Source organism: Glutamicibacter sp. JC586 (assembly GCF_009805585.1).
GTDB lineage: Bacteria > Actinomycetota > Actinomycetes > Actinomycetales > Micrococcaceae > Glutamicibacter.
Genome location: NZ_VHIN01000017.1, coordinates 24841 through 41470, shown reverse-complemented (window position 1 = coordinate 41470; position 16630 = coordinate 24841). Strand labels below are relative to the sequence as shown.

The 16630-nt window shown below is 57.1% G+C and carries 22 protein-coding genes; 13 read left to right on the top strand and 9 right to left on the bottom strand.

What is annotated here, in order from left to right; genetic code table 11:
• The first annotated feature begins 31 nt into the window (after positions 1–31).
• From FJV47_RS12150 to FJV47_RS12135, 4 genes are read left to right on the top strand one after another with little or no spacing between them, the layout of a single operon-like run.
• On the top strand, positions 32–1243 hold the full coding sequence (locus FJV47_RS12150; RefSeq protein WP_159613394.1) for a thiolase family protein: 1212 nt from the start codon (positions 32–34) through the stop codon (positions 1241–1243).
• Between the two features lie 18 nt (positions 1244–1261).
• Entirely contained in the window at positions 1262–1933 is a 672-nt protein-coding gene (locus FJV47_RS12145; RefSeq protein ID WP_159613392.1) for a 3-oxoacid CoA-transferase subunit A, read from the top strand.
• On the top strand, positions 1933–2589 hold the full coding sequence (locus FJV47_RS12140; protein WP_159613390.1) for a 3-oxoacid CoA-transferase subunit B: 657 nt from the start codon (positions 1933–1935) through the stop codon (positions 2587–2589). The genes FJV47_RS12145 and FJV47_RS12140 overlap by 1 nt, the downstream gene beginning before the upstream one ends.
• A gap of 51 nt (positions 2590–2640) precedes the next feature.
• Positions 2641–3426 (top strand): IclR family transcriptional regulator C-terminal domain-containing protein, encoded by a 786-nt coding sequence (locus tag FJV47_RS12135; protein WP_159613388.1) that lies wholly within the window; start codon positions 2641–2643, stop codon positions 3424–3426.
• Here the strand turns inward: FJV47_RS12135 and FJV47_RS12130 are convergent, their stop codons facing one another.
• Positions 3427–4314, bottom strand: a complete 888-nt coding sequence (locus tag FJV47_RS12130; RefSeq protein WP_159613386.1) for a triacylglycerol lipase — start codon at positions 4312–4314, stop codon at positions 3427–3429.
• Between the two features lie 177 nt (positions 4315–4491).
• Here FJV47_RS12130 and FJV47_RS12125 point away from each other — a divergent pair, with 177 nt between their 5' ends.
• Positions 4492–5130 (top strand): alpha/beta hydrolase, encoded by a 639-nt coding sequence (locus tag FJV47_RS12125; protein ID WP_159613366.1) that lies wholly within the window; start codon positions 4492–4494, stop codon positions 5128–5130.
• A 73-nt stretch (positions 5131–5203) separates the two neighbouring features.
• Here the strand turns inward: FJV47_RS12125 and FJV47_RS12120 are convergent, their stop codons facing one another.
• Positions 5204–6301 carry an ABC transporter permease gene (locus FJV47_RS12120; RefSeq protein WP_159613364.1) on the bottom strand — a complete coding sequence of 366 codons (1098 nt, stop codon included), beginning with the start codon at positions 6299–6301 and terminating at the stop codon, positions 5204–5206.
• A gap of 80 nt (positions 6302–6381) precedes the next feature.
• Here FJV47_RS12120 and FJV47_RS12115 point away from each other — a divergent pair, with 80 nt between their 5' ends.
• Positions 6382–6813 carry a MarR family winged helix-turn-helix transcriptional regulator gene (locus FJV47_RS12115; RefSeq protein ID WP_159613362.1) on the top strand — a complete coding sequence of 144 codons (432 nt, stop codon included), beginning with the start codon at positions 6382–6384 and terminating at the stop codon, positions 6811–6813.
• A gap of 126 nt (positions 6814–6939) precedes the next feature.
• The gene (locus FJV47_RS12110; RefSeq protein WP_159613360.1) at positions 6940–7767 is read left to right on the top strand and encodes a hypothetical protein; all 828 of its coding nucleotides are present in this window, start codon (positions 6940–6942) and stop codon (positions 7765–7767) included.
• 43 nt (positions 7768–7810) lie between these two features.
• On the opposite strand, the gene FJV47_RS12105 is transcribed toward FJV47_RS12110, so the two are convergent.
• The 5 genes from FJV47_RS12105 to FJV47_RS12085 are packed head-to-tail and all read right to left on the bottom strand — an operon-like array spanning position 7811 to position 10494.
• Positions 7811–8020 (bottom strand): DUF1653 domain-containing protein, encoded by a 210-nt coding sequence (locus FJV47_RS12105; protein ID WP_159613358.1) that lies wholly within the window; start codon positions 8018–8020, stop codon positions 7811–7813.
• Between the two features lie 36 nt (positions 8021–8056).
• Positions 8057–8548, bottom strand: coding sequence for a molybdenum cofactor biosynthesis protein B (locus FJV47_RS12100; RefSeq protein ID WP_159613356.1), 492 nt, complete (start codon positions 8546–8548; stop codon positions 8057–8059).
• Entirely contained in the window at positions 8538–9014 is a 477-nt protein-coding gene (gene moaC, locus FJV47_RS12095; RefSeq protein ID WP_159613354.1) for a cyclic pyranopterin monophosphate synthase MoaC, read from the bottom strand. Before moaC ends, FJV47_RS12100 begins: the two co-directional genes overlap by 11 nt.
• Entirely contained in the window at positions 9007–10239 is a 1233-nt protein-coding gene (gene glp, locus FJV47_RS12090) for a gephyrin-like molybdotransferase Glp (RefSeq protein WP_159613352.1), read from the bottom strand. The genes moaC and glp overlap by 8 nt, the downstream gene beginning before the upstream one ends.
• Before the next feature lie 3 nt (positions 10240–10242).
• Entirely contained in the window at positions 10243–10494 is a 252-nt protein-coding gene (locus FJV47_RS12085) for a MoaD/ThiS family protein (RefSeq protein WP_159613350.1), read from the bottom strand.
• Between the two features lie 37 nt (positions 10495–10531).
• Between FJV47_RS12085 and FJV47_RS12080 the strand changes: the two genes are divergently transcribed.
• From FJV47_RS12080 to FJV47_RS12060, 5 genes are all read left to right on the top strand, one after another.
• Positions 10532–11713, top strand: a complete 1182-nt coding sequence (locus FJV47_RS12080; RefSeq protein ID WP_159613348.1) for a ThiF family adenylyltransferase — start codon at positions 10532–10534, stop codon at positions 11711–11713.
• Positions 11710–12117: a molybdenum cofactor biosynthesis protein MoaE gene (locus FJV47_RS12075; protein WP_159613346.1), complete on the top strand. Its 408-nt coding sequence runs from the start codon at positions 11710–11712 to the stop codon at positions 12115–12117. Before FJV47_RS12080 ends, FJV47_RS12075 begins: the two co-directional genes overlap by 4 nt.
• 12 nt (positions 12118–12129) lie before the next feature.
• Entirely contained in the window at positions 12130–12546 is a 417-nt protein-coding gene (locus tag FJV47_RS12070) for a hypothetical protein (RefSeq protein ID WP_159613344.1), read from the top strand.
• A gap of 304 nt (positions 12547–12850) precedes the next feature.
• Entirely contained in the window at positions 12851–13255 is a 405-nt protein-coding gene (locus FJV47_RS12065) for a hypothetical protein (protein WP_159613342.1), read from the top strand.
• 5 nt (positions 13256–13260) lie between these two features.
• Entirely contained in the window at positions 13261–13557 is a 297-nt protein-coding gene (locus FJV47_RS12060) for a GNAT family N-acetyltransferase (protein ID WP_235026466.1), read from the top strand.
• A gap of 17 nt (positions 13558–13574) precedes the next feature.
• Here FJV47_RS12060 and FJV47_RS12055 read toward each other — a convergent pair whose 3' ends face one another.
• Positions 13575–14768 carry a M20 family metallopeptidase gene (locus FJV47_RS12055; RefSeq protein WP_159613338.1) on the bottom strand — a complete coding sequence of 398 codons (1194 nt, stop codon included), beginning with the start codon at positions 14766–14768 and terminating at the stop codon, positions 13575–13577.
• 225 nt (positions 14769–14993) lie between these two features.
• The gene (locus FJV47_RS12050) at positions 14994–15938 is read right to left on the bottom strand and encodes a YafY family protein (RefSeq protein ID WP_159613336.1); all 945 of its coding nucleotides are present in this window, start codon (positions 15936–15938) and stop codon (positions 14994–14996) included.
• Positions 15939–16042: 104 nt separating this feature from the next.
• Between FJV47_RS12050 and FJV47_RS12045 the strand changes: the two genes are divergently transcribed.
• Positions 16043–16588 carry a DinB family protein gene (locus tag FJV47_RS12045; protein ID WP_200832010.1) on the top strand — a complete coding sequence of 182 codons (546 nt, stop codon included), beginning with the start codon at positions 16043–16045 and terminating at the stop codon, positions 16586–16588.
• Positions 16589–16630: the final 42 nt, after the last annotated feature.

The following is a 16630-nucleotide window of genomic DNA, read 5'->3' as shown; positions in this document are numbered from 1 at the left end:
GAACAACTTTCAGCAATGGAGCAGTGAGACAATGCAGCAGGCCTATCTGTACGACGCAATTCGCACCCCCTTTGGCAAGATCGGCGGAGCACTATCGGGCCACCGCCCCGATGACCTCGCCGCACACGTTGTGCGTGAACTTGTCGCACGTTCGCCCAAGCTGGATGTGAACACCATCGATGAATCGATCTTCGGCAACGCCAACGGTGCTGGCGAAGAAAACCGCAATGTCGCCCGCATGGCCACCCTGCTCGCCGGACTGCCTACCTCACTGCCCGGGACCACCATGAACCGCCTGTGCGGTTCCTCCCTAGATGCCTCTATCGCAGCCTCCCGCCAAGTCGCCACCGGCGATGCGGACCTGGTCTTGGTAGGTGGTGTGGAATCGATGAGCCGTGCCCCATGGGTACTGCCAAAAACCGAACGCCCCTTCCCGATGAGCAACCTAGAACTGGCCAACACCACCCTCGGGTGGCGGCTGGTCAACCCCGCCATGCCGGGGGAATGGACCGTCTCACTGGGAGAGGCCACCGAGCAGCTGCGCGAAAAGCGTGGCATCACCCGCGAAGACCAAGATGAATTCTCTGCCCTCTCGCACCAGCAGGCGGCAGCCGCCTGGGATGCCGGCAAGTATGACAACCTGGTTGTTCCAGTGCCACCAGCCACCAAACGTGGCACCGAGGCCACGCGCGATGAAACCATCCGCGCCGACTCCACCGCCCAGACTCTCTCGCAGCTTCGCACCGTCTTCCGCACCGGGGAGAATGCGACGGTCACCGCTGGCAATGCTTCGCCGATGAACGATGGCGCCTCGGCCGCCTTTATCGGTTCTGAAAAGGGCGGTGCGCTCCTTGGCCAGGAACCCATCGCGCGCATCGTCTCCAACGGATCCTTCGCCTTGGAGCCACAGTTCTTCGGCTTCGCTCCGGTAGAAGCAGCCAACAGAGCCTTGAAAAAGGCCGGGTTGAGCTGGTCGGATATTTCCGCTGTTGAGCTGAATGAAGCCTTCGCGGCTCAGTCCCTGGCTTGCATCCGCGCCTGGGATATCGACCCTACGATTCTCAACGCTTGGGGCGGAGCCATCGCCATCGGTCACCCACTGGGGGCCTCCGGCCTGCGCATTCTGGGCACCCTAGCTAAACGTCTGGCTGAATCAGGCGAACGCTACGGGCTGGCCGCCATCTGCATCGGTGTAGGCCAGGGTCTCGCCGTGGTCATCGAAAACGTCAACGCTACCAAATAGCTTCGAGGGGGATTTAGCATGGCACCACGTATTGCCAATTCAGCGGCGGACGCCGTCGCGGAAATCAGTGACGGCTCGACCATCTTGATTGGTGGCTTCGGCAACGCCGGGCAACCCATGGAACTGATTGATGCGCTCATGGAGTGCGGCGCCACCGACCTGACCGTGGTTAACAATAATGCCGGTCAAGCTGACGCAGGCCTAGCACTGCTGATCAAGGAACGCCGAGTAAAGAAGATCATCTGTTCCTTCCCACGCCAGTCCGATTCCTGGCACTTCGATGAGGCCTACCGTGCCGGAGACATCGAGCTGGAACTGGTCCCACAGGGCAACCTGGCCGAGCGCATCCGCGCTGCCGGAGCTGGCATCGGCGGGTTCTTCACGCCTACCGGTTACGGCACGCTGCTGGCCGAAGGCAAGGAAACCCGCATGATCGACGGCAAAGGCTATGTCCTTGAAACACCGGTCCACGCTGACTTTGCGCTGATCAAGGCGCTGAAGTCCGACACCTTCGGCAACTTGGTCTATCGCAAAACCGCTCGAAACTTTGGGCCGATTATGGCTACCGCCGCCAAGGCTGCGATCGTGCAGGTTGACGAAGTTGTTGAGGTGGGAGGCATCGATCCGGAACACGTGATCACTCCGGGGATCTATGTGGACACCGTGGTAGCTCTTGGAGGAGAAAAGTAATGACTGATACGCGCAACACCGAAGAAAAACTGACCCGCGATGAAATGGCGCAATTAGTTGCTCGCGATATTCCTGCCGGCGCTTTTGTGAACTTGGGAATCGGTCAGCCGACCAACGTGTCTAACTTCCTCACCGCGCAGCAGGGTGTCACCCTACATACCGAAAACGGCATGCTTGGCATGGGCCCGGTCGCAACCGGCGAGGAAGTTGATGAGGACTTGATCAACGCGGGCAAGATCCCGGTGACTGAATTACCGGGAGCTGCCTACTTCCACCATGCCGACTCCTTCGCGATGATGCGCGGCGGCCACCTAGACGTGTGTGTGCTCGGTGCCTTCCAAATTTCCAAAAACGGAGACCTGGCCAACTGGCATACCGGCGCCGAAGGGGCGATTCCTGCCGTGGGCGGTGCTATGGACCTGGCCATTGGTGCCAAGGCAACCTGGGTGATGATGAGCCTGTTCACCAAAACCGGCGAATCAAAACTGGTTGAAACCCTGAGCTACCCGGTCACCGGGCTGGGCTGCGTCTCGCGTATTTATACCGAGGTGGCCATCTTTGAGTTGCGCGATTCGAAGGTCTTTGTCCGCTCGGTGCACGGCATCAGCTTTGATGAACTGGCCGCCAAAGTGCCAGTGGAACTGACCTGGGCTTAGAGACACAGTAGATTAGGGGGAGTCCCAACTAATTCAGTATGTGCAAGGAGTATGGTGAGCGAGCAGGCAACACCTTCAGCATCGGTTCAGTCTCTGGCTCGTGGTTTGGCCGTAATCAGCTGTTTTGACGCGGAGCATTCTTCGATGACCCTCTCTGAAGTTGCTGTGCGAACCGAACTTTCGCGTGCCACCGCACGACGTTTTTTGCTCACCCTGCAAGAGCTTGGTTATGTGCGCTCTAATGGCAAGCACTTTGAATTGACCTCCAAGGTCCTGCAGTTGGGCTACTCCTATCTCTCTAGCGCGACTTTGCCACAGATGATCGAACCGGTGCTGGAGGACCTGTCGGCCAAGGTGCACGAATCTGCTTCTGCCTCGGTGCTAGATGGTTCTCAGATTGTGTATATCGCTCGCGTGCATACCCGCTCGATCATGCGGGTCGGAATTTCGGTGGGTACCCGATTCCCCGCCGTAAACACCTCCATGGGGCGAGTGTTGTTGGCTTTTGGATCCGAGGAACTTCGCGAAGAGGTCTTGGCGGCTGGTTTCGCCTCGCGCACCGGGTTGGGCATAAAAACACCAGCTGCCCTGCGCAAGGAACTAGAAAAGATCCGTACGCAGGGCTACGCCGTGGTTGATCAGGAACTGGAAATCGGCCTACGCTCGGTTGCCGTTCCTATTTACAATGCCGACGGCGTGGTTGCTGCGGCCATGAACGTATCAATGAGTGTGCATACGGCCAGTGAGCAATCGGCCGAAGAAGCGGCACAGGCGATCTTGCCGTCACTGCTTGAAGCTGCCGGTCAGGTCCGCGAAGCAATAGTCGCTAGTCGCTAGTTAGAGTGAACAGGACGGGCGGTAGGCTGGGTCGGCCGGTCCATCGGTGCTAAGTGCGTTGAGTACTAGCCGATGCATAACCGGATCATGATTGATCGAGATATGGGCTGACAGATCCAACGGACACTTATCTTGGATCACGATATTTGTAACCTTCGCTTTGGATCCGTCAAGGAACTGCGAACGATATGGGGTGACCACCTCGTCGTATTTGGTGGAAATAACGGTGTAGTCCGGGCCCGCAACAGTGTCACCTATGGCGTTGAGGTCGGCCAAGAACTCGCTTCCAGCGACCTGGTCAAGGCACGCATCGCAGGCAATAGCTCCCACAACGCTGATCAGTTTCATTCCCGTACTTGAAGGAGCGATAACCCCCTGCGTGCCATGGCTTGATGGAGCGACGGCGACGAAGTCATTGACGTATTTGGCGCCACCCATGTGTCCCATGTACCAGCGAGGCATCATTCCACCCTGGCTATGCCCGACAAGATCTACCTTTGGTGCGCCAGTTGCAGCACGTACTTTGTCAACAAAGGCACTGAGCTGACCTGCTGACTTGCGGATGTCACCACTTCCGGGCAGCCCCTTTTCCAAGCCGTAGTTTAATGCGAAAACGCAATACCCTTGGCTTTTGAGCGTAGGGGAGAGCGTCAACCAGTTGGTGGCCATTGTTTCAAAGGTTCCGTGAACGAGGATCACCGGATTCGGATGTTTTGTGCTCGGTGTGCAGTCCCAGTTGTTGGCACCAATTGGGTTGAGATTTAGTGAAGCGGTGTTGGTGGATTCTGCCCTCGCGGTAGTCCCTGCGTTGGGGGCAGTCATCGGAACGATGAGCGTGGCTGCTGCAAGGCACAGGGCGGCCAGAGCGGAATAAATGCGTCGTTGCATGATGCCCTTCGGTGGAAGTGATGAGAGGCTCTGACTGTTACCAGTCAGTAGCTAATGATCATGATCACAGTGAATCTGAGAATTGTCTAGGGTTTAAGTTTTAGTTGTAGCTTCAAGTAAATAAGTTATGCTGTTCATGATAGACATTTCCAAAGACTAGAAGGGGCGCCGGTGAGTATGGTTCGAACGCTTGATGATGTGCGCAGTACGCGATGGAACACGAAGCCTGAAACGGGCGCCGTATTGCTCTTTTTGCATGGATTCGGCTCCAATGAGCATGATCTGAGCTCTCTTGCCCAACCGCTGAATTTAGAACTACCTTGGGCCTCGTTACGTGCACCGCTGGAGTTAGGTCAAGGCGCAGCTGCATGGTTCCAGATCGAAATTCCCGGTGTGCCTGACGCGGCACCGGTGGAGCAGGCGACCAAGATGATTTGGGCCTGGGTGGATGAAAACCTTGACCCTGAAATCAAGATCATCCCCATTGGTTTCTCCCAGGGTGGCTTGATGGCCAGCCAGCTACTGCGCACACGTCCCGAACGAGTGGTTGCCACCACGATCCTTGGCGGTTTTGTGCTCGGTGCTGCCCAGTCAGGCGATGAGTTGCTTGCAGAGCAACGTCCGGCCATTTTCTGGGGTAGAGGTCAGCAGGATCAGGTCATTGCACCGGTAGCTATTAAACGGACCAGTGAGTTCTTGCCGCAGCATGGCACGTTAACCGAACGCACTTATCCAGGCTTAGCACACGGAATCAATGCCGAAGAACTCTTGGATGTTCGCTCGCACGTGGTTAGCGCGCTGAGCGCTGACAAATAAAAACCGACACATAAAAAAGTCGCCGCTAACTCACGTTCTGGTGATGCTAGCGGCGACAATTTTTGTAGATTGACTAGGCTGCCACGGTCCGTTCGACCTCTTGAATCCTGGCATTCTCATTAGCTAGACGTGTCTTATGCGCACTCCAGAAGTGCGTTGCGACCATCAAAGCAGCTCCGGGAATAAGCCAGAGGATCAGTCGCAGAATATCCAAGCCGATGCCTTGGCCGGGGAAGTAGACCATGGTCTGTACCGCGTGTAGCCATCCGGCGCCGTTCCAGAACGTGTTTAGTGCGCCGAAGAATCCTGGCTGCATGGCTGGCTGGAAGATGCCGCCGGAGCTGGTGAAGTTCAAGGCAACAAAGCACATGGTCAAAACCGGGGTAGTCCAATGGCGAAGCATCGGGTGTAGTCCCATGCCCAGCATGATGATTGATACTGCGTAGACCCATGAGGTTAGCCAGATGGCCGCAAAGTGGTTCTCGATCACGTGGTAAATCGGACCGGCGACAACCACTGCGATGGTCGCGATGACCGCCGCGGCTACCACAGCCATGACAAAACGAACTGGTAGCTTAACCTTGCCCATGAATCCTGCCAACGGCACGGCGCTGGCGTACCCGCCAATGCTCAGTGCGACCAGTAGGAAGAATAGCCCCTGCCCGCTGGTGTCATTGTCGCCGGTAGGCACCACGTCATTAACGTGGAACGGCTGACCCTGCTTGTAGGCCACATTCATGAATACCTTTTGAGCCACGTTCACCGAGGTTTCCGATGCTGCGCTAGAGGCGTACAGCGTTGCCGAATCCTTGGTGGACTCGTAAGCTGCGACGATTTCGCGATTTGCCACCATTTCCTGAGCGGACTTGCTGTCCTGGACGGTACGTACGTTCAACGCCCCATCCGACTCGTCCTGCAAGGTCTGTGCGAAGACCTTGGTTGCTGCCGTTTCGCCAACCACTGCCACCTGTATGTTGTGTGGGGTTGGCTGGTGAAAGGCCCCAAGGTAGAACAGGCCCATGATGGCGCACAAGAAAAACGGGATGAGCATGGTTCGAGCCAGCTTGCCCCATCCCTTGGGTACGGGCTTGGGAGCGACTGGCTTCTGCGGTGAAATATTGGAATGTTTGGCGGCTGGGGTACTGGGTGCGGTGGTGTCGGTAGCAGTCATGATGTATTTAAGAATACGCCTTATGTTGCATAATGCAACAGATTGTCTTGAGTTGTGTACCACGTACTAGACTCTGAAATATGAGCAGGGAACCACGGGAAGCCGATATCGAGTCGGTCTACCACCACATGCAAATGATCACTCGACGAGCCAATTCACGCTCACGCCAGTTGGCCGAGCCGTTGAGCACGGTGGAGCACTCGTTGCTACGTTTCATTGCCGATACGCCTGGCACCCGGGCCACCGATATCGCAGAAGCTTTCTCGCTGAACCGTTCCACGGTCTCTCGACAGGTGGGTACATTGCTAGATTTGGGCTACGCGGAATACGACGATTCCGAAGCCGGCCGCGGCCGAGTTCTAGAGCTGACCAAACTTGGGCGAGAGCGGCTAGATGCTTCAGCCGCAGTGCATCGAGCCGCAGTCAGTGAGCGCTTGGAAGGCTGGAGTGCCGAACAAATCAGCGATTTCGCTGCAGCTCTTGAGCGGTACAACGACGCGGATTCGCAGTAGCCAAAGATTGTTTGCAGCGTGTTCGTCCAACTCGGATGAGCCTCTGCAAGTTGAACCGTTCCAGACCACAATCAACAAAGTCAGTCGAGACCAGCGCGCCACCTTAGCCTGTGTGATGATTGGGGGATGAACACGCTTGATATTTCAGTCAGGCCCTCGACGTATATGGAGGGTGGATTCGAGCGAGGAAGTTGGCATGCCTGCATAGTAGGTTCTCGGCTTGAGTTTGTTTTGGATGGAACTGATCTATCCGAGCTGATACACGCCGATCCTTTCCGTGGTGATGTCAGCATCTTTGACGCAACTGATATCAAACTTGCCCAAGACGTGCTCCTAGACAGGGAACGGATGGACGATGAATTTCCGGTGTCGGGCAGAATCCCGCTGATGTTCTGCTCCTGTGGCGACCCCGGAGAAGGCGCGCTCACGGCACGATTAACTATCATCGAGGACACCGTGACATGGGATCAGTGGGCCAATGAAGATGACAGTGGTTGGATCAATTGGATCTCAGAGCTGCCCGCCTACACTTTTTCATTAGAGAACTATCTGGCTGCCGTCAGGAAGGCAGCGCAGATGGAACTGAGCATAATGGGCGCTGTGAGTAGTAAGACTCGGGTTCGTGTTCCGGGCGAAGGTTTGCGCTCTTGGGTCGACAAGCGTCGGCGAGGAGAACTAGCCTGCAAGCTTGACCTATTAGCTATCGAGGTGGTTCGTATCGAGGAAGGCGAACACGAGTCTGACCTACGTATACTGCTTGAATGGCTCGAAGCGATTCGCTCAGCGCTTAGACAGGCCCACGACAATCGCCACTTCGTGCCTACTCTCGACCAACGAAGAGAAGTAAGTGCCTTGACGAAGGCAGTGTTGAAGTCGCCTGAGAATTTTCGTTTGCCGTGGGAGACAAATGAGGCACTAAAATGGCTACGGTTCAAATTTCGAAATTCGGTGTAGAAGCAGATTATTTTTGGCCATTCCTGGCCGCTAGTCTTGCGGCCTAAGCCACCTTTACGAACCTCGGCCCGCTGTAGCCATCACGCTCAACATGTTCGGTAAACATCTCCAAGGGCCGAGCCCAGAAGCTGTAGTCATCGTAGAGCTTGCGGTAGAAGACCAACGGTTCTTCGGTTTCGCTGTGCTTGCCCACGGCCAGCACCTCGTAGCGTGCTCCTTTAAAGTGTTGGTAGATTCCAGCTTCAACTCTCATAATTCAGACTTCCTGATCAAGTAATTTAGCGGGTGCCTAGCGCGGTCCGTGGCCGGCGCCACCGCTACGTTGGGTAAGCAGATGCTCTAGGACTGTATCCAGCACGGCTAGCCCGTCTTTGACTCCGCCGGTGGACCCGGGCAGCGTGATTACAAAGGTTTCACCAGCAAAGCCAGCCACTCCGCGGGTGATGATTGACAGCGCAGTTGAGGCTTCGCCACGGCGCCGGATGGCTTCGATGATTCCTGGAAGTTGCAAGTCCAAAAGTGGTTCAACCATTTCGGGGGACTGATCATCGGGGGAGACACCGGTGCCACCGGTAACAATAACAACCGAGGTGCCAGGGACCAGTTGTTTTTGAACGGCATCACGTACCGGCTGGCCATCGGCTACCACCAACGGTTCTACCACTTGGAACCCGCGCTCACGCAGCCATCGACTGATCAGCGGGCCAGTCTTGTCCTCGGCTATCCCGGCGGCAGCGCTGGTCGAGGCAACCACTACGCTGGCTTGACGGTTAGTCTTCACGAACCCAGTCGCCACTTTTGCCGCCAGACTTTGCCAAGACCTTCACGGAGCGGACCTCGGCGTGCTTATCGACGGCCTTGACCATGTCGTAGAGGGTCAACGCGGCTACGCTGGCTGCGGTCAACGCTTCCATCTCCACCCCAGTAACGCCCTTGGTGGTCACCTGTGCGACAACGCGTACCGCAGAATCCTGGGCCTCGAAGTCGATGGAGACTTTAGAAATCGGCAGCGGGTGGCACAGCGGAACCAATTCCCAGGTTCGCTTGGCTGCCATGATGCCGGCGACTCGGGCGGTGCCCAGCGCTTCACCCTTGGGCAGGTTGCCGGTCATCAGCAGCGGAACCACGTCTTCACGGGTGGCAAAGATGGCCTCGGCAGTAGCAACGCGCTTGGTGACAGCTTTATCGCTAACATCGACCATGTGGGCGCTGCCGTCTTCGCGCAGGTGGGTGAGTTTTTCAGACATTCATGCTCCAAGTTTCAATTTGCTGCCCGGTGCTCAGTTGGCTGACGCCCACCGGGATATGCACCAACGCGTCGGCGCGGGCTAGGTCGTGAACTAGATGCGACCCCGGATCCAAGATCTCCACTAGACCATCACGGATCACCGCCCGACGCACCTGATGTTTATGCTCGGGTGAGGTCACATCCGCTGCCAATGAATACTGCTGAGATAGTGGTTCAGGCAACGCGTTGAGCTTGCGCAGTAGCGGGGCAAGAAACAGCTCGGCTGACAACAGGGCACTCACCGGGTTACCGGGGAAGCACAGGACTGCGGCTTGAGGTAGCTGGGCGAAACCTTGCGGGCCGCCAGGCTGGATAGCTACATGGTGGAAGGTGCCGCCCAATGGTGACAAGGCTTGGCGAACCACCTCGTAGGCTCCGGCGCTGATACCGCCTACGGTCAAAATCAGATCAACTTGTTCCTGCAATGCATCAATAGCCAGAGCGAAGCGCTGGGGATCATCAGGTAATTGCAGGGTGCGTACCTGCACCTGATAGCGAGAGAACCACGCAACAAGCATGGGGGAGTTGGAGTCCGGGATTTGGCCTTGGGTGCGATGGTCGTCGCTGAGCTCATCCCCGGTGGTGCACACAGCGACCTTCAGAGCGCGACGGACCGGAACTTCGCGTACTCCGCTGGAAACCAATGCCGCGATCATGGTTGGGGTCAGCCGGGTTCCGGCCTTGGCCACCAATGCTCCGGCTTCAAGATCAACGCCGGCAGGACGGATAAAGCGGCCCGGTTCGCTGGGCGCAGTGAATTCGGCGTGACCGGTCGGGGTGCCTTGGTTTGCTCGGACTAATTCCGGGAAGCGGCCCGCTGCAGACTCTTCTACCGGGATCACGGTATCGGCACCATCGGGGATCATCGCACCGGTCATCACCGGGCTGACGGTTCCCGCAGCTAGCGAGATCTGCGGGTCGCCAGCGGCCGCAGTGAATCCAAGAGGCAAGGTGACAGGGGATCCGGCCGTCGCTTGAGCCAAATCCGAACTGCGCGCTGCATAACCATCCATCTGCGAATTGGTGAAGGCAGGGATCGGCAACAGCGCATACACATCCTCGCTGAGAACCCGGTCAAGGACCTCGTGGCTGTCGGTGGACAACACTTCACTGGTTAAGGAAGAAAAAACCGGAGACAGTAGTGCTTCAAGCTCGGCGCGATGCTTTTCTAGGGTGCAGGTCATCGGTTATCCGCCTGCAAATGGTGGTAGCACGTCCACCGTTAGGTCGCGGGCAGTGCCCAGTTCGCCGGCATCACGGCGTACCACGCCATTAATGAGGAAACTTCCGGCACGCAAGACCTGGGCCATATCGGTGCCGTATGCGTCGATCAGCTCGGTGCGCAACTGTGCCAAGGTTTCAGGGCGATCCCATATTTCCTCTTCGGTACCCGAAGCCGCCGCCGCGGCAGCGAAGTAGCGTATCGTAATTCTCGACATGACTTCATGCTATCGCGCCACAGCGATAAGGAGCACGATGAAAAGCGAACGCGACTTTCCCGCACTGGTCACCCCAGGGCCAGCACTGAGCGAAGAACAGGCGGCACGAGCCGCGCGCCAACTGAGCTTGCCTGGATTTGATGACACCGCACAGCGCAGACTTGCCGCAGCCCGGGTACTGGTTATCGGCGCCGGGGGTCTGGGTAGCGCGAGCGTTCCTTATCTAGTCGGAGCCGGGGTGGGCACCATCGGCATCGTTGATGACGACGTGGTGGAGCTATCCAATCTGCACCGCCAGGTCACCCACACCACCGCTAACATCGGCCTAGCCAAGACCGCTTCACTGGCCCAAGCTGCCACAGCGCTGGATCCGAATGTAAAAATCATCGAGCACAACTTGCGTTTGGACTCATCAAACGCACTCGAAATTTTTGCCAATTATGACTTGGTCATCGACGGAAGTGACAACTTCCCGACCCGGTACCTGTCTAATGACGCAGCTCAGCTCACGGGCATCCCACTGGTCTGGGGTTCCATCCTCCAGCACCACGGACAAGTGTCTGTGGCCTGGCATGAGCATGGGCCCGGCTACCGTGATCTTTTCCCGGTGCCGCCGGCGCCGGGTACCGTTCCCGACTGCGCCGCCGGGGGAGTGCTGCCTGGATTGTGCGGCACCATCGGATCGCTGCTGGCCACCGAAGCCTTGAAGTTGATCGCCGGAATTGGCACCCCGCTGGTGGGCAAAGTATTGATCTATGACGCACTGGCCGCCAGCACCAGGACCCTCGAATTCGCGCGAGATCCGCAGGGAACACAAGTCACCGAGCTGATCGACTACGTGCTCTTCTGCTCCGGTTCATTGCCCGAAGCCCAAGGCATCGACGCGACGGCGCTCGCCGAATTGCTGGCCGAGACTGACGCTCCAGTTTTGTTGGACGTGCGCAATGATGACGAACGCGCACAGCAACACATTGCTGGTTCCTTGCATTTACCGCTACCTGATCTGGAAGCGGCCATCGAATCCGGTGCAGATCTGGAACAGATTCCCGAGCAAGTGACGGTCTACTGTGCCCGAGGTCCGCGTTCACAACGTGCGGCTTCCTTGCTTGCCGGTCGCGGCATCACTACGAATTATCTTGAAGGCGGGCTTCCCGCACTGGCCGAGGTAGCCCCGCAGCTATTGGCCGAACCCGCACACACCGAAGGAGCCCGCTCATGAGCTACGCGCTGATTACCGAAGAACCTATCGACGAGGCCGCGGTCCGCGATGCCGTGCAGTCCGATACAGCCGGCGCCGTGGTCCTCTTCCATGGAATTATTCGCAATCACGACGGTGGTCAATCGGTGACCTCCTTGGACTACTCGCACCACCCGCAGGCGCAGGACTTCCTTGAGAAGATCATCGCCGAGGAAGAAGAACGCACTGGGCTCAAACTCTCTGCAGTACATCGCGTGGGTCCGTTGAAAATTGGGGATGCCGCGTTGGTGGCTGCCTCGGCGGCCGCTCACCGCAAGGAAGCGTTCGACGCCATCGAGAACCTGGTGGAGCGCATTAAGGCTGAGGTTCCCATCTGGAAGAAGCAGCACTTTACTTCCGGTAGCTCTGAATGGGTTGGGCTGTAGAGGAAGTAGACCATGGTTAAGGAATTCTGTGACCCAGGGAGCGTAACCGACTACAGGGAAATTATTCCGGGTGAAGTCCTCAAAGACGAACATTTGCTGTCTAGACTTCAACAACAATGTACGCCGATTCCTGATAAGGAGACGGCTGCTGGGCAGATGCAACAGGCACTAGGCTACCTGCCACGGAAAAATCTCTCCGGTCAGAATCTACGTACCCTGGCACACGACTACTTGCTAGCCCTCGCCGGAGCTGAATTCGACAGGACGAGTCAGAATTCAGCGATCGCGACTGCCACGAGTGTCATCATTGCCCTTCGTGGCGCACCAGCAACAGACGAGCTAGTAGATGACATTCTGTTGGCGGTTCATTCGTACTTTTGGCTTGAAAACATTACTGCTCAGAAACTGTTGGAAGGTTTTGAATTCTAGTTCCAGAGCGAAAAGTTTATGGATTCCTCGCCGCTCTGACCCTGTTGATGTTGAATATTTGCTTCATCATCTTCTACTTGTTGTGGCATCGGCTGGATAGTGAAGCGATCAGCGGCGCAGAAACCGGCTCACATGTGGCCCCAGAACTAATACTCCCGCACTCAAACCTGATGTGGGTGGCGGCTCACGGGTCACTGATAGCCATCCTCGCACTGGACGTTCTATTGATCGCGTTCGTCCTTAGGACGTTTTCTGTCCGTTCCAGGCTGGGCATCAATAGCGTGCAGTCCGCTAGTCTTTCGACATGACGCTTCAACCCGACACCATCGCGACTATCCGGCAATCTTGGGCATCGATCCTTGGAGTATCGACAGAAGCCTTGGCCCGGGGAGAGAGCCGCATCTATCGCGAAAAGAACGATAGTGCCGTGCTCATGTTCGTTTCGCTGTTCGGCACGGGGATCTTGCTGGGTCCTTCATGCGCCATGGAAGCTGGCCGAAACCTTCCCGATTCGGACCTGACCAGCCACGCGAAACTGTTGGAGCTCAGTACTCTCTATGGTGGGCGGGCTCTCGGGGAGGCGAAGCTGTACTACAGCGATTCAGTACCAACACTGCCATCGCCGAATGCAAAGGTCAGCCGTGCACGAGCGCATGCCGTTGAACTCGAAGCAGCCTGCCCGCCCGCAGATACCGCAGAAGTCGGTTGAGCCAGATGGAAAATACCTTCACTTTGCTTAGCGATTCTGAGGAAGAACCGGTGCCTGTGGCAGGTGCTGGCTACGACGTGTGGGAAGATACCGTGGCCCACCTCGGGGCGCTCGTATCACCAGCCAGCCGGCAAATCGGACTCGGCTCTCAGTCAGTTGCCATTGCCCAAAAGCATGCGATAGACGCGGGCCTAATTCCTCAGTGGCGCGTGCACGTCGAGAATTTCGCGTCGATCAGAACGGCGCTGCGCGCTGGGTTTGAGTATGCGGGAACCCAAACCACTGTAATTCTCAAGAATTAGCGCGCAGCACCCAAGGCTCAGCGGGCAGTACGCTCAAACGCAATCGCTGCCAAGGCTGCTGCCTGATCCCCGAGAATCGTGTCATCAAAGATGACCCGTGGAGAGTGGTTCCACTCGATCTTTTCGGCGGTCATTTCAGCCGGCGAAGTCATCAACCCGATAAAGGTGCCGGGCACTTCGTCGAGCACAAATGCAAAGTCCTCGGAGCCCATCATTGGCGACGGCATGATCGCCACACGTTGCTCACCGTATAGCCCGCGCAGAGTTTCCAGTGCTCCATCGGTTTCGGTAGCGTCGTTGACGGTGACTGGGTACATCGTTTCAAAGCTGAGATCCGCTGCTAGGTCGTGGGCTGCAGCTACGCCGTTGATGATCCGGGGCAATCCTTCTTTTAGGATGTCCAACGAAGCGTGCGACATATTGCGGATGGTCGCTGCGATCTCAACACTTTCCGGGATGACGTTAATGGCGCCGTCACCGGTGTTCATGCGGGTGATTGACAGGACAACTGGGTCGAATGCGTTAAACCGTCGAGTCACAAAACTCTGCAGCGCCAGAACTACTTCGGCAGCTGCTGGTACCGGGTCCAAAGTCAGGTGTGGCTGCGAACCGTGGCCGCCACGTCCATGCAGGTTGACCGTCAGTTGGTTTGAACCGGCAGCAACTGGACCGCCTCGGGTTCCGAAGATCCCTCGTGGGCCAGGTGCTACGTGGATAGCGTAGGCAGCCACGGGACGCTCGCCGGTTGCATTCAACAGACCTTCCTCGATCATGATCTTCGCTCCACCGTGGCCTTCTTCGCCCGGCTGGAACATGAAGATTACTGAGCCATGAAGCTCATTGACCCGTGCGGAGAGCAACTTTGCAGCGCCTACGAGGCCCGCGGTATGAAGGTCGTGTCCGCAAGCGTGCATGTTGCCATTGGCAGAGGCGAAGTTCAGCCCGGTCTCTTCGTTCACCGGCAACGCATCCATGTCTCCGCGAAGCAATACCGTTGGACCTGGCAGTGCTCCTCGAAGCACTGCGGTGACCGAGCTGGTGCGCGTTCCCGTGCTGATTTCCAGTGGGAGCCCTTCGAGGGCGGCGAGGACTTTTTGCTGAGTGCGTGGCAAATCGAGCCCGAGCTCGGGATCAGCATGAAGCGCGCGACGAAGATCAATTAGCTCGGGAAGCATGGCTTGTGCATCGCTAGCGAAGTCGGCAATGGTCATGAATCAGCCTTTCGTGGTCGCGGTGGGAGCGACGATAAATATTGCCGTGCTGATGATTAAATCTTTAAGTATTAGCTAGTGAGAGGTTTAATCTGAATGATTTGAAGATCATCGACACGCCAGTGACTATACTCCCCGCGATTGCCTCTCAGGGGAATCCGGGGCAAAGTTTGTTGCATCTCACAACTTTCACTGAGATTCGGAGAACTGACACCACGGCAACAATTACGCGCTGAGATCCTTCACCCACGTATCCAGGAGTGTGCGCAGTTCCTTTGGCTGAACATCGCTGACCTTGGCTTGACCCATGGCAAGACCAAATGCTGCCCAATGCAGATCCATATTCTCGGTGCGCACTAGGCAACTGTCCGCATCGATTTCCTCGATCTGGAACCAGCGCCCGATCAATGGCTCCAACTTCTTGGCGCTGGCATGGATCCGCGCGCTCACATCTGGTTGTCCGCTACCACGCAGTCCAGCGCGAACGAAGCTTGCCGCATCTCCACCGGGCACGACGCGGGGTGTAAACCGCAGGGTCCTGGGTGAGGCGTTTTGTGCACGGTCCACACGAAAGCTGCGCCAATCATCGCGATCCAAATCAAAGGCCACCAGATAGTATCGGTTGCCCACATTCACCAGTTGAGCCGGTTCTACCCTGCGCGCACTCGCTGCTCCCTTGGCGTCCTTGTAGTCGAAAGTGATTCGTTCATGATCGCGGCAGGCCTGGGCGAAGGCCACCAGTACCCCGGGATCCACGGGCTCTTGCGCAGCGGACGACGAATTGAGTGGAACTGTACTCCCGGTCAAAGCGTGTGCTCGCTGACGCAATCTGGCAGGGAGGACCGGCACAACTTTGCCCAATGCCCGCAGCGCCGCTTCAGCCAGCATTGACGATCCGCCGTGCACGGTGGACTGCAATGCGACCACCAATGCCACGGCTTCCTCGTCGTCGAGCACAAGTGGAGGTAATGCCGCTCCTGAGGCTAACTGATAACCACCACCCACGCCGCGATCGGCTTGTACTGGGTAACCCAGATCGCGCAGCCTGTCGATGTCCCGGCGAACAGTGCGCAGGCTGACTTCTAAGCGCTCGGCCAGCTCGTCTCCAGACCAATAACGATGGGTCTGCAACAACGAGAGCAAGCGCAAAAATCTGGTGCTGGTGCTCATGCAATAAGTCTGCCTTGATTTAGGACAGAAAATGGCACTTTTCACTTCTACTCTGGTTAATACCAGCTGGAAATACCGGCTGCAGATTTTGCCAGGAGGCAATCATGAGCACCATGGCCATCACCAACACCACGCTGACCGGCGAACGCGCCGACCTGTTCCAGGCACTGAGCAACGCACGGCATTTCCTGCGTTTTACCGTCCAGTCCTTGAATGATGAGCAGGCTGCGCAGCGCACAACCGTGAGTGAATTGACCCTTGGCGGCTTGATCAAACATGTGAGCGCAGTGGAAAAGCAGTGGCAAGAATTTATGCTCAAGGGCCGTGCGGCCATGGCGTGGGATGGAGCAGATTTCAACGACATGCCTCCTGAAGCGGTCGAACTGTTCCTCAACGAATTCCGCATGCAGGACGGTGACACTGTGGAAGAGCTGCTAGAAAACTACTCGCAGATTGCCGCCCGCACCGACGAACTACTAGCTGTTGTGGACCTGGATACCGTGCACGAGCTGCCCTCGGCCCCATGGTTTGTCGATACCCATTGGTCGGTGCGCCGCACCTTGCTGCACATCATCGCCGAAACCACCCAGCATTCGGGGCACGCGGACATTATTCGGGAATCCCTGGATGGCCAGAAGTCAATGGGCTGACAACAGGTGGCTATCAAACTCGTGGACTATGTCACCGTACGG

Bases quoted from the DNA above. Each gene is read 5' to 3' on its own strand.
- FJV47_RS12150 (WP_159613394.1), top strand. From the start codon at position 32: ATGCAGCAGGCCTATCTGTACGACGCAATTCGCACCCCCTTTGGCAAG.
- FJV47_RS12145 (WP_159613392.1), top strand. From the start codon at position 1,262: ATGGCACCACGTATTGCCAATTCAGCGGCGGACGCCGTCGCGGAAATC.
- FJV47_RS12140 (WP_159613390.1), top strand. From the start codon at position 1,933: ATGACTGATACGCGCAACACCGAAGAAAAACTGACCCGCGATGAAATG.
- FJV47_RS12135 (WP_159613388.1), top strand. From the start codon at position 2,641: ATGGTGAGCGAGCAGGCAACACCTTCAGCATCGGTTCAGTCTCTGGCT.
- FJV47_RS12130 (WP_159613386.1), bottom strand. From the start codon at position 4,314: ATGCAACGACGCATTTATTCCGCTCTGGCCGCCCTGTGCCTTGCAGCA.
- FJV47_RS12125 (WP_159613366.1), top strand. From the start codon at position 4,492: ATGGTTCGAACGCTTGATGATGTGCGCAGTACGCGATGGAACACGAAG.
- FJV47_RS12120 (WP_159613364.1), bottom strand. From the start codon at position 6,301: ATGACTGCTACCGACACCACCGCACCCAGTACCCCAGCCGCCAAACAT.
- FJV47_RS12115 (WP_159613362.1), top strand. From the start codon at position 6,382: ATGAGCAGGGAACCACGGGAAGCCGATATCGAGTCGGTCTACCACCAC.
- FJV47_RS12110 (WP_159613360.1), top strand. From the start codon at position 6,940: ATGAACACGCTTGATATTTCAGTCAGGCCCTCGACGTATATGGAGGGT.
- FJV47_RS12105 (WP_159613358.1), bottom strand. From the start codon at position 8,020: ATGAGAGTTGAAGCTGGAATCTACCAACACTTTAAAGGAGCACGCTAC.
- moaC (WP_159613354.1), bottom strand. From the start codon at position 9,014: ATGTCTGAAAAACTCACCCACCTGCGCGAAGACGGCAGCGCCCACATG.
- glp (WP_159613352.1), bottom strand. From the start codon at position 10,239: ATGACCTGCACCCTAGAAAAGCATCGCGCCGAGCTTGAAGCACTACTG.
- FJV47_RS12085 (WP_159613350.1), bottom strand. From the start codon at position 10,494: ATGTCGAGAATTACGATACGCTACTTCGCTGCCGCGGCGGCGGCTTCG.
- FJV47_RS12080 (WP_159613348.1), top strand. From the start codon at position 10,532: ATGAAAAGCGAACGCGACTTTCCCGCACTGGTCACCCCAGGGCCAGCA.
- FJV47_RS12075 (WP_159613346.1), top strand. From the start codon at position 11,710: ATGAGCTACGCGCTGATTACCGAAGAACCTATCGACGAGGCCGCGGTC.
- FJV47_RS12070 (WP_159613344.1), top strand. From the start codon at position 12,130: ATGGTTAAGGAATTCTGTGACCCAGGGAGCGTAACCGACTACAGGGAA.
- FJV47_RS12065 (WP_159613342.1), top strand. From the start codon at position 12,851: ATGACGCTTCAACCCGACACCATCGCGACTATCCGGCAATCTTGGGCA.
- FJV47_RS12060 (WP_235026466.1), top strand. From the start codon at position 13,261: ATGGAAAATACCTTCACTTTGCTTAGCGATTCTGAGGAAGAACCGGTG.
- FJV47_RS12055 (WP_159613338.1), bottom strand. From the start codon at position 14,768: ATGACCATTGCCGACTTCGCTAGCGATGCACAAGCCATGCTTCCCGAG.
- FJV47_RS12050 (WP_159613336.1), bottom strand. From the start codon at position 15,938: ATGAGCACCAGCACCAGATTTTTGCGCTTGCTCTCGTTGTTGCAGACC.
- FJV47_RS12045 (WP_200832010.1), top strand. From the start codon at position 16,043: ATGAGCACCATGGCCATCACCAACACCACGCTGACCGGCGAACGCGCC.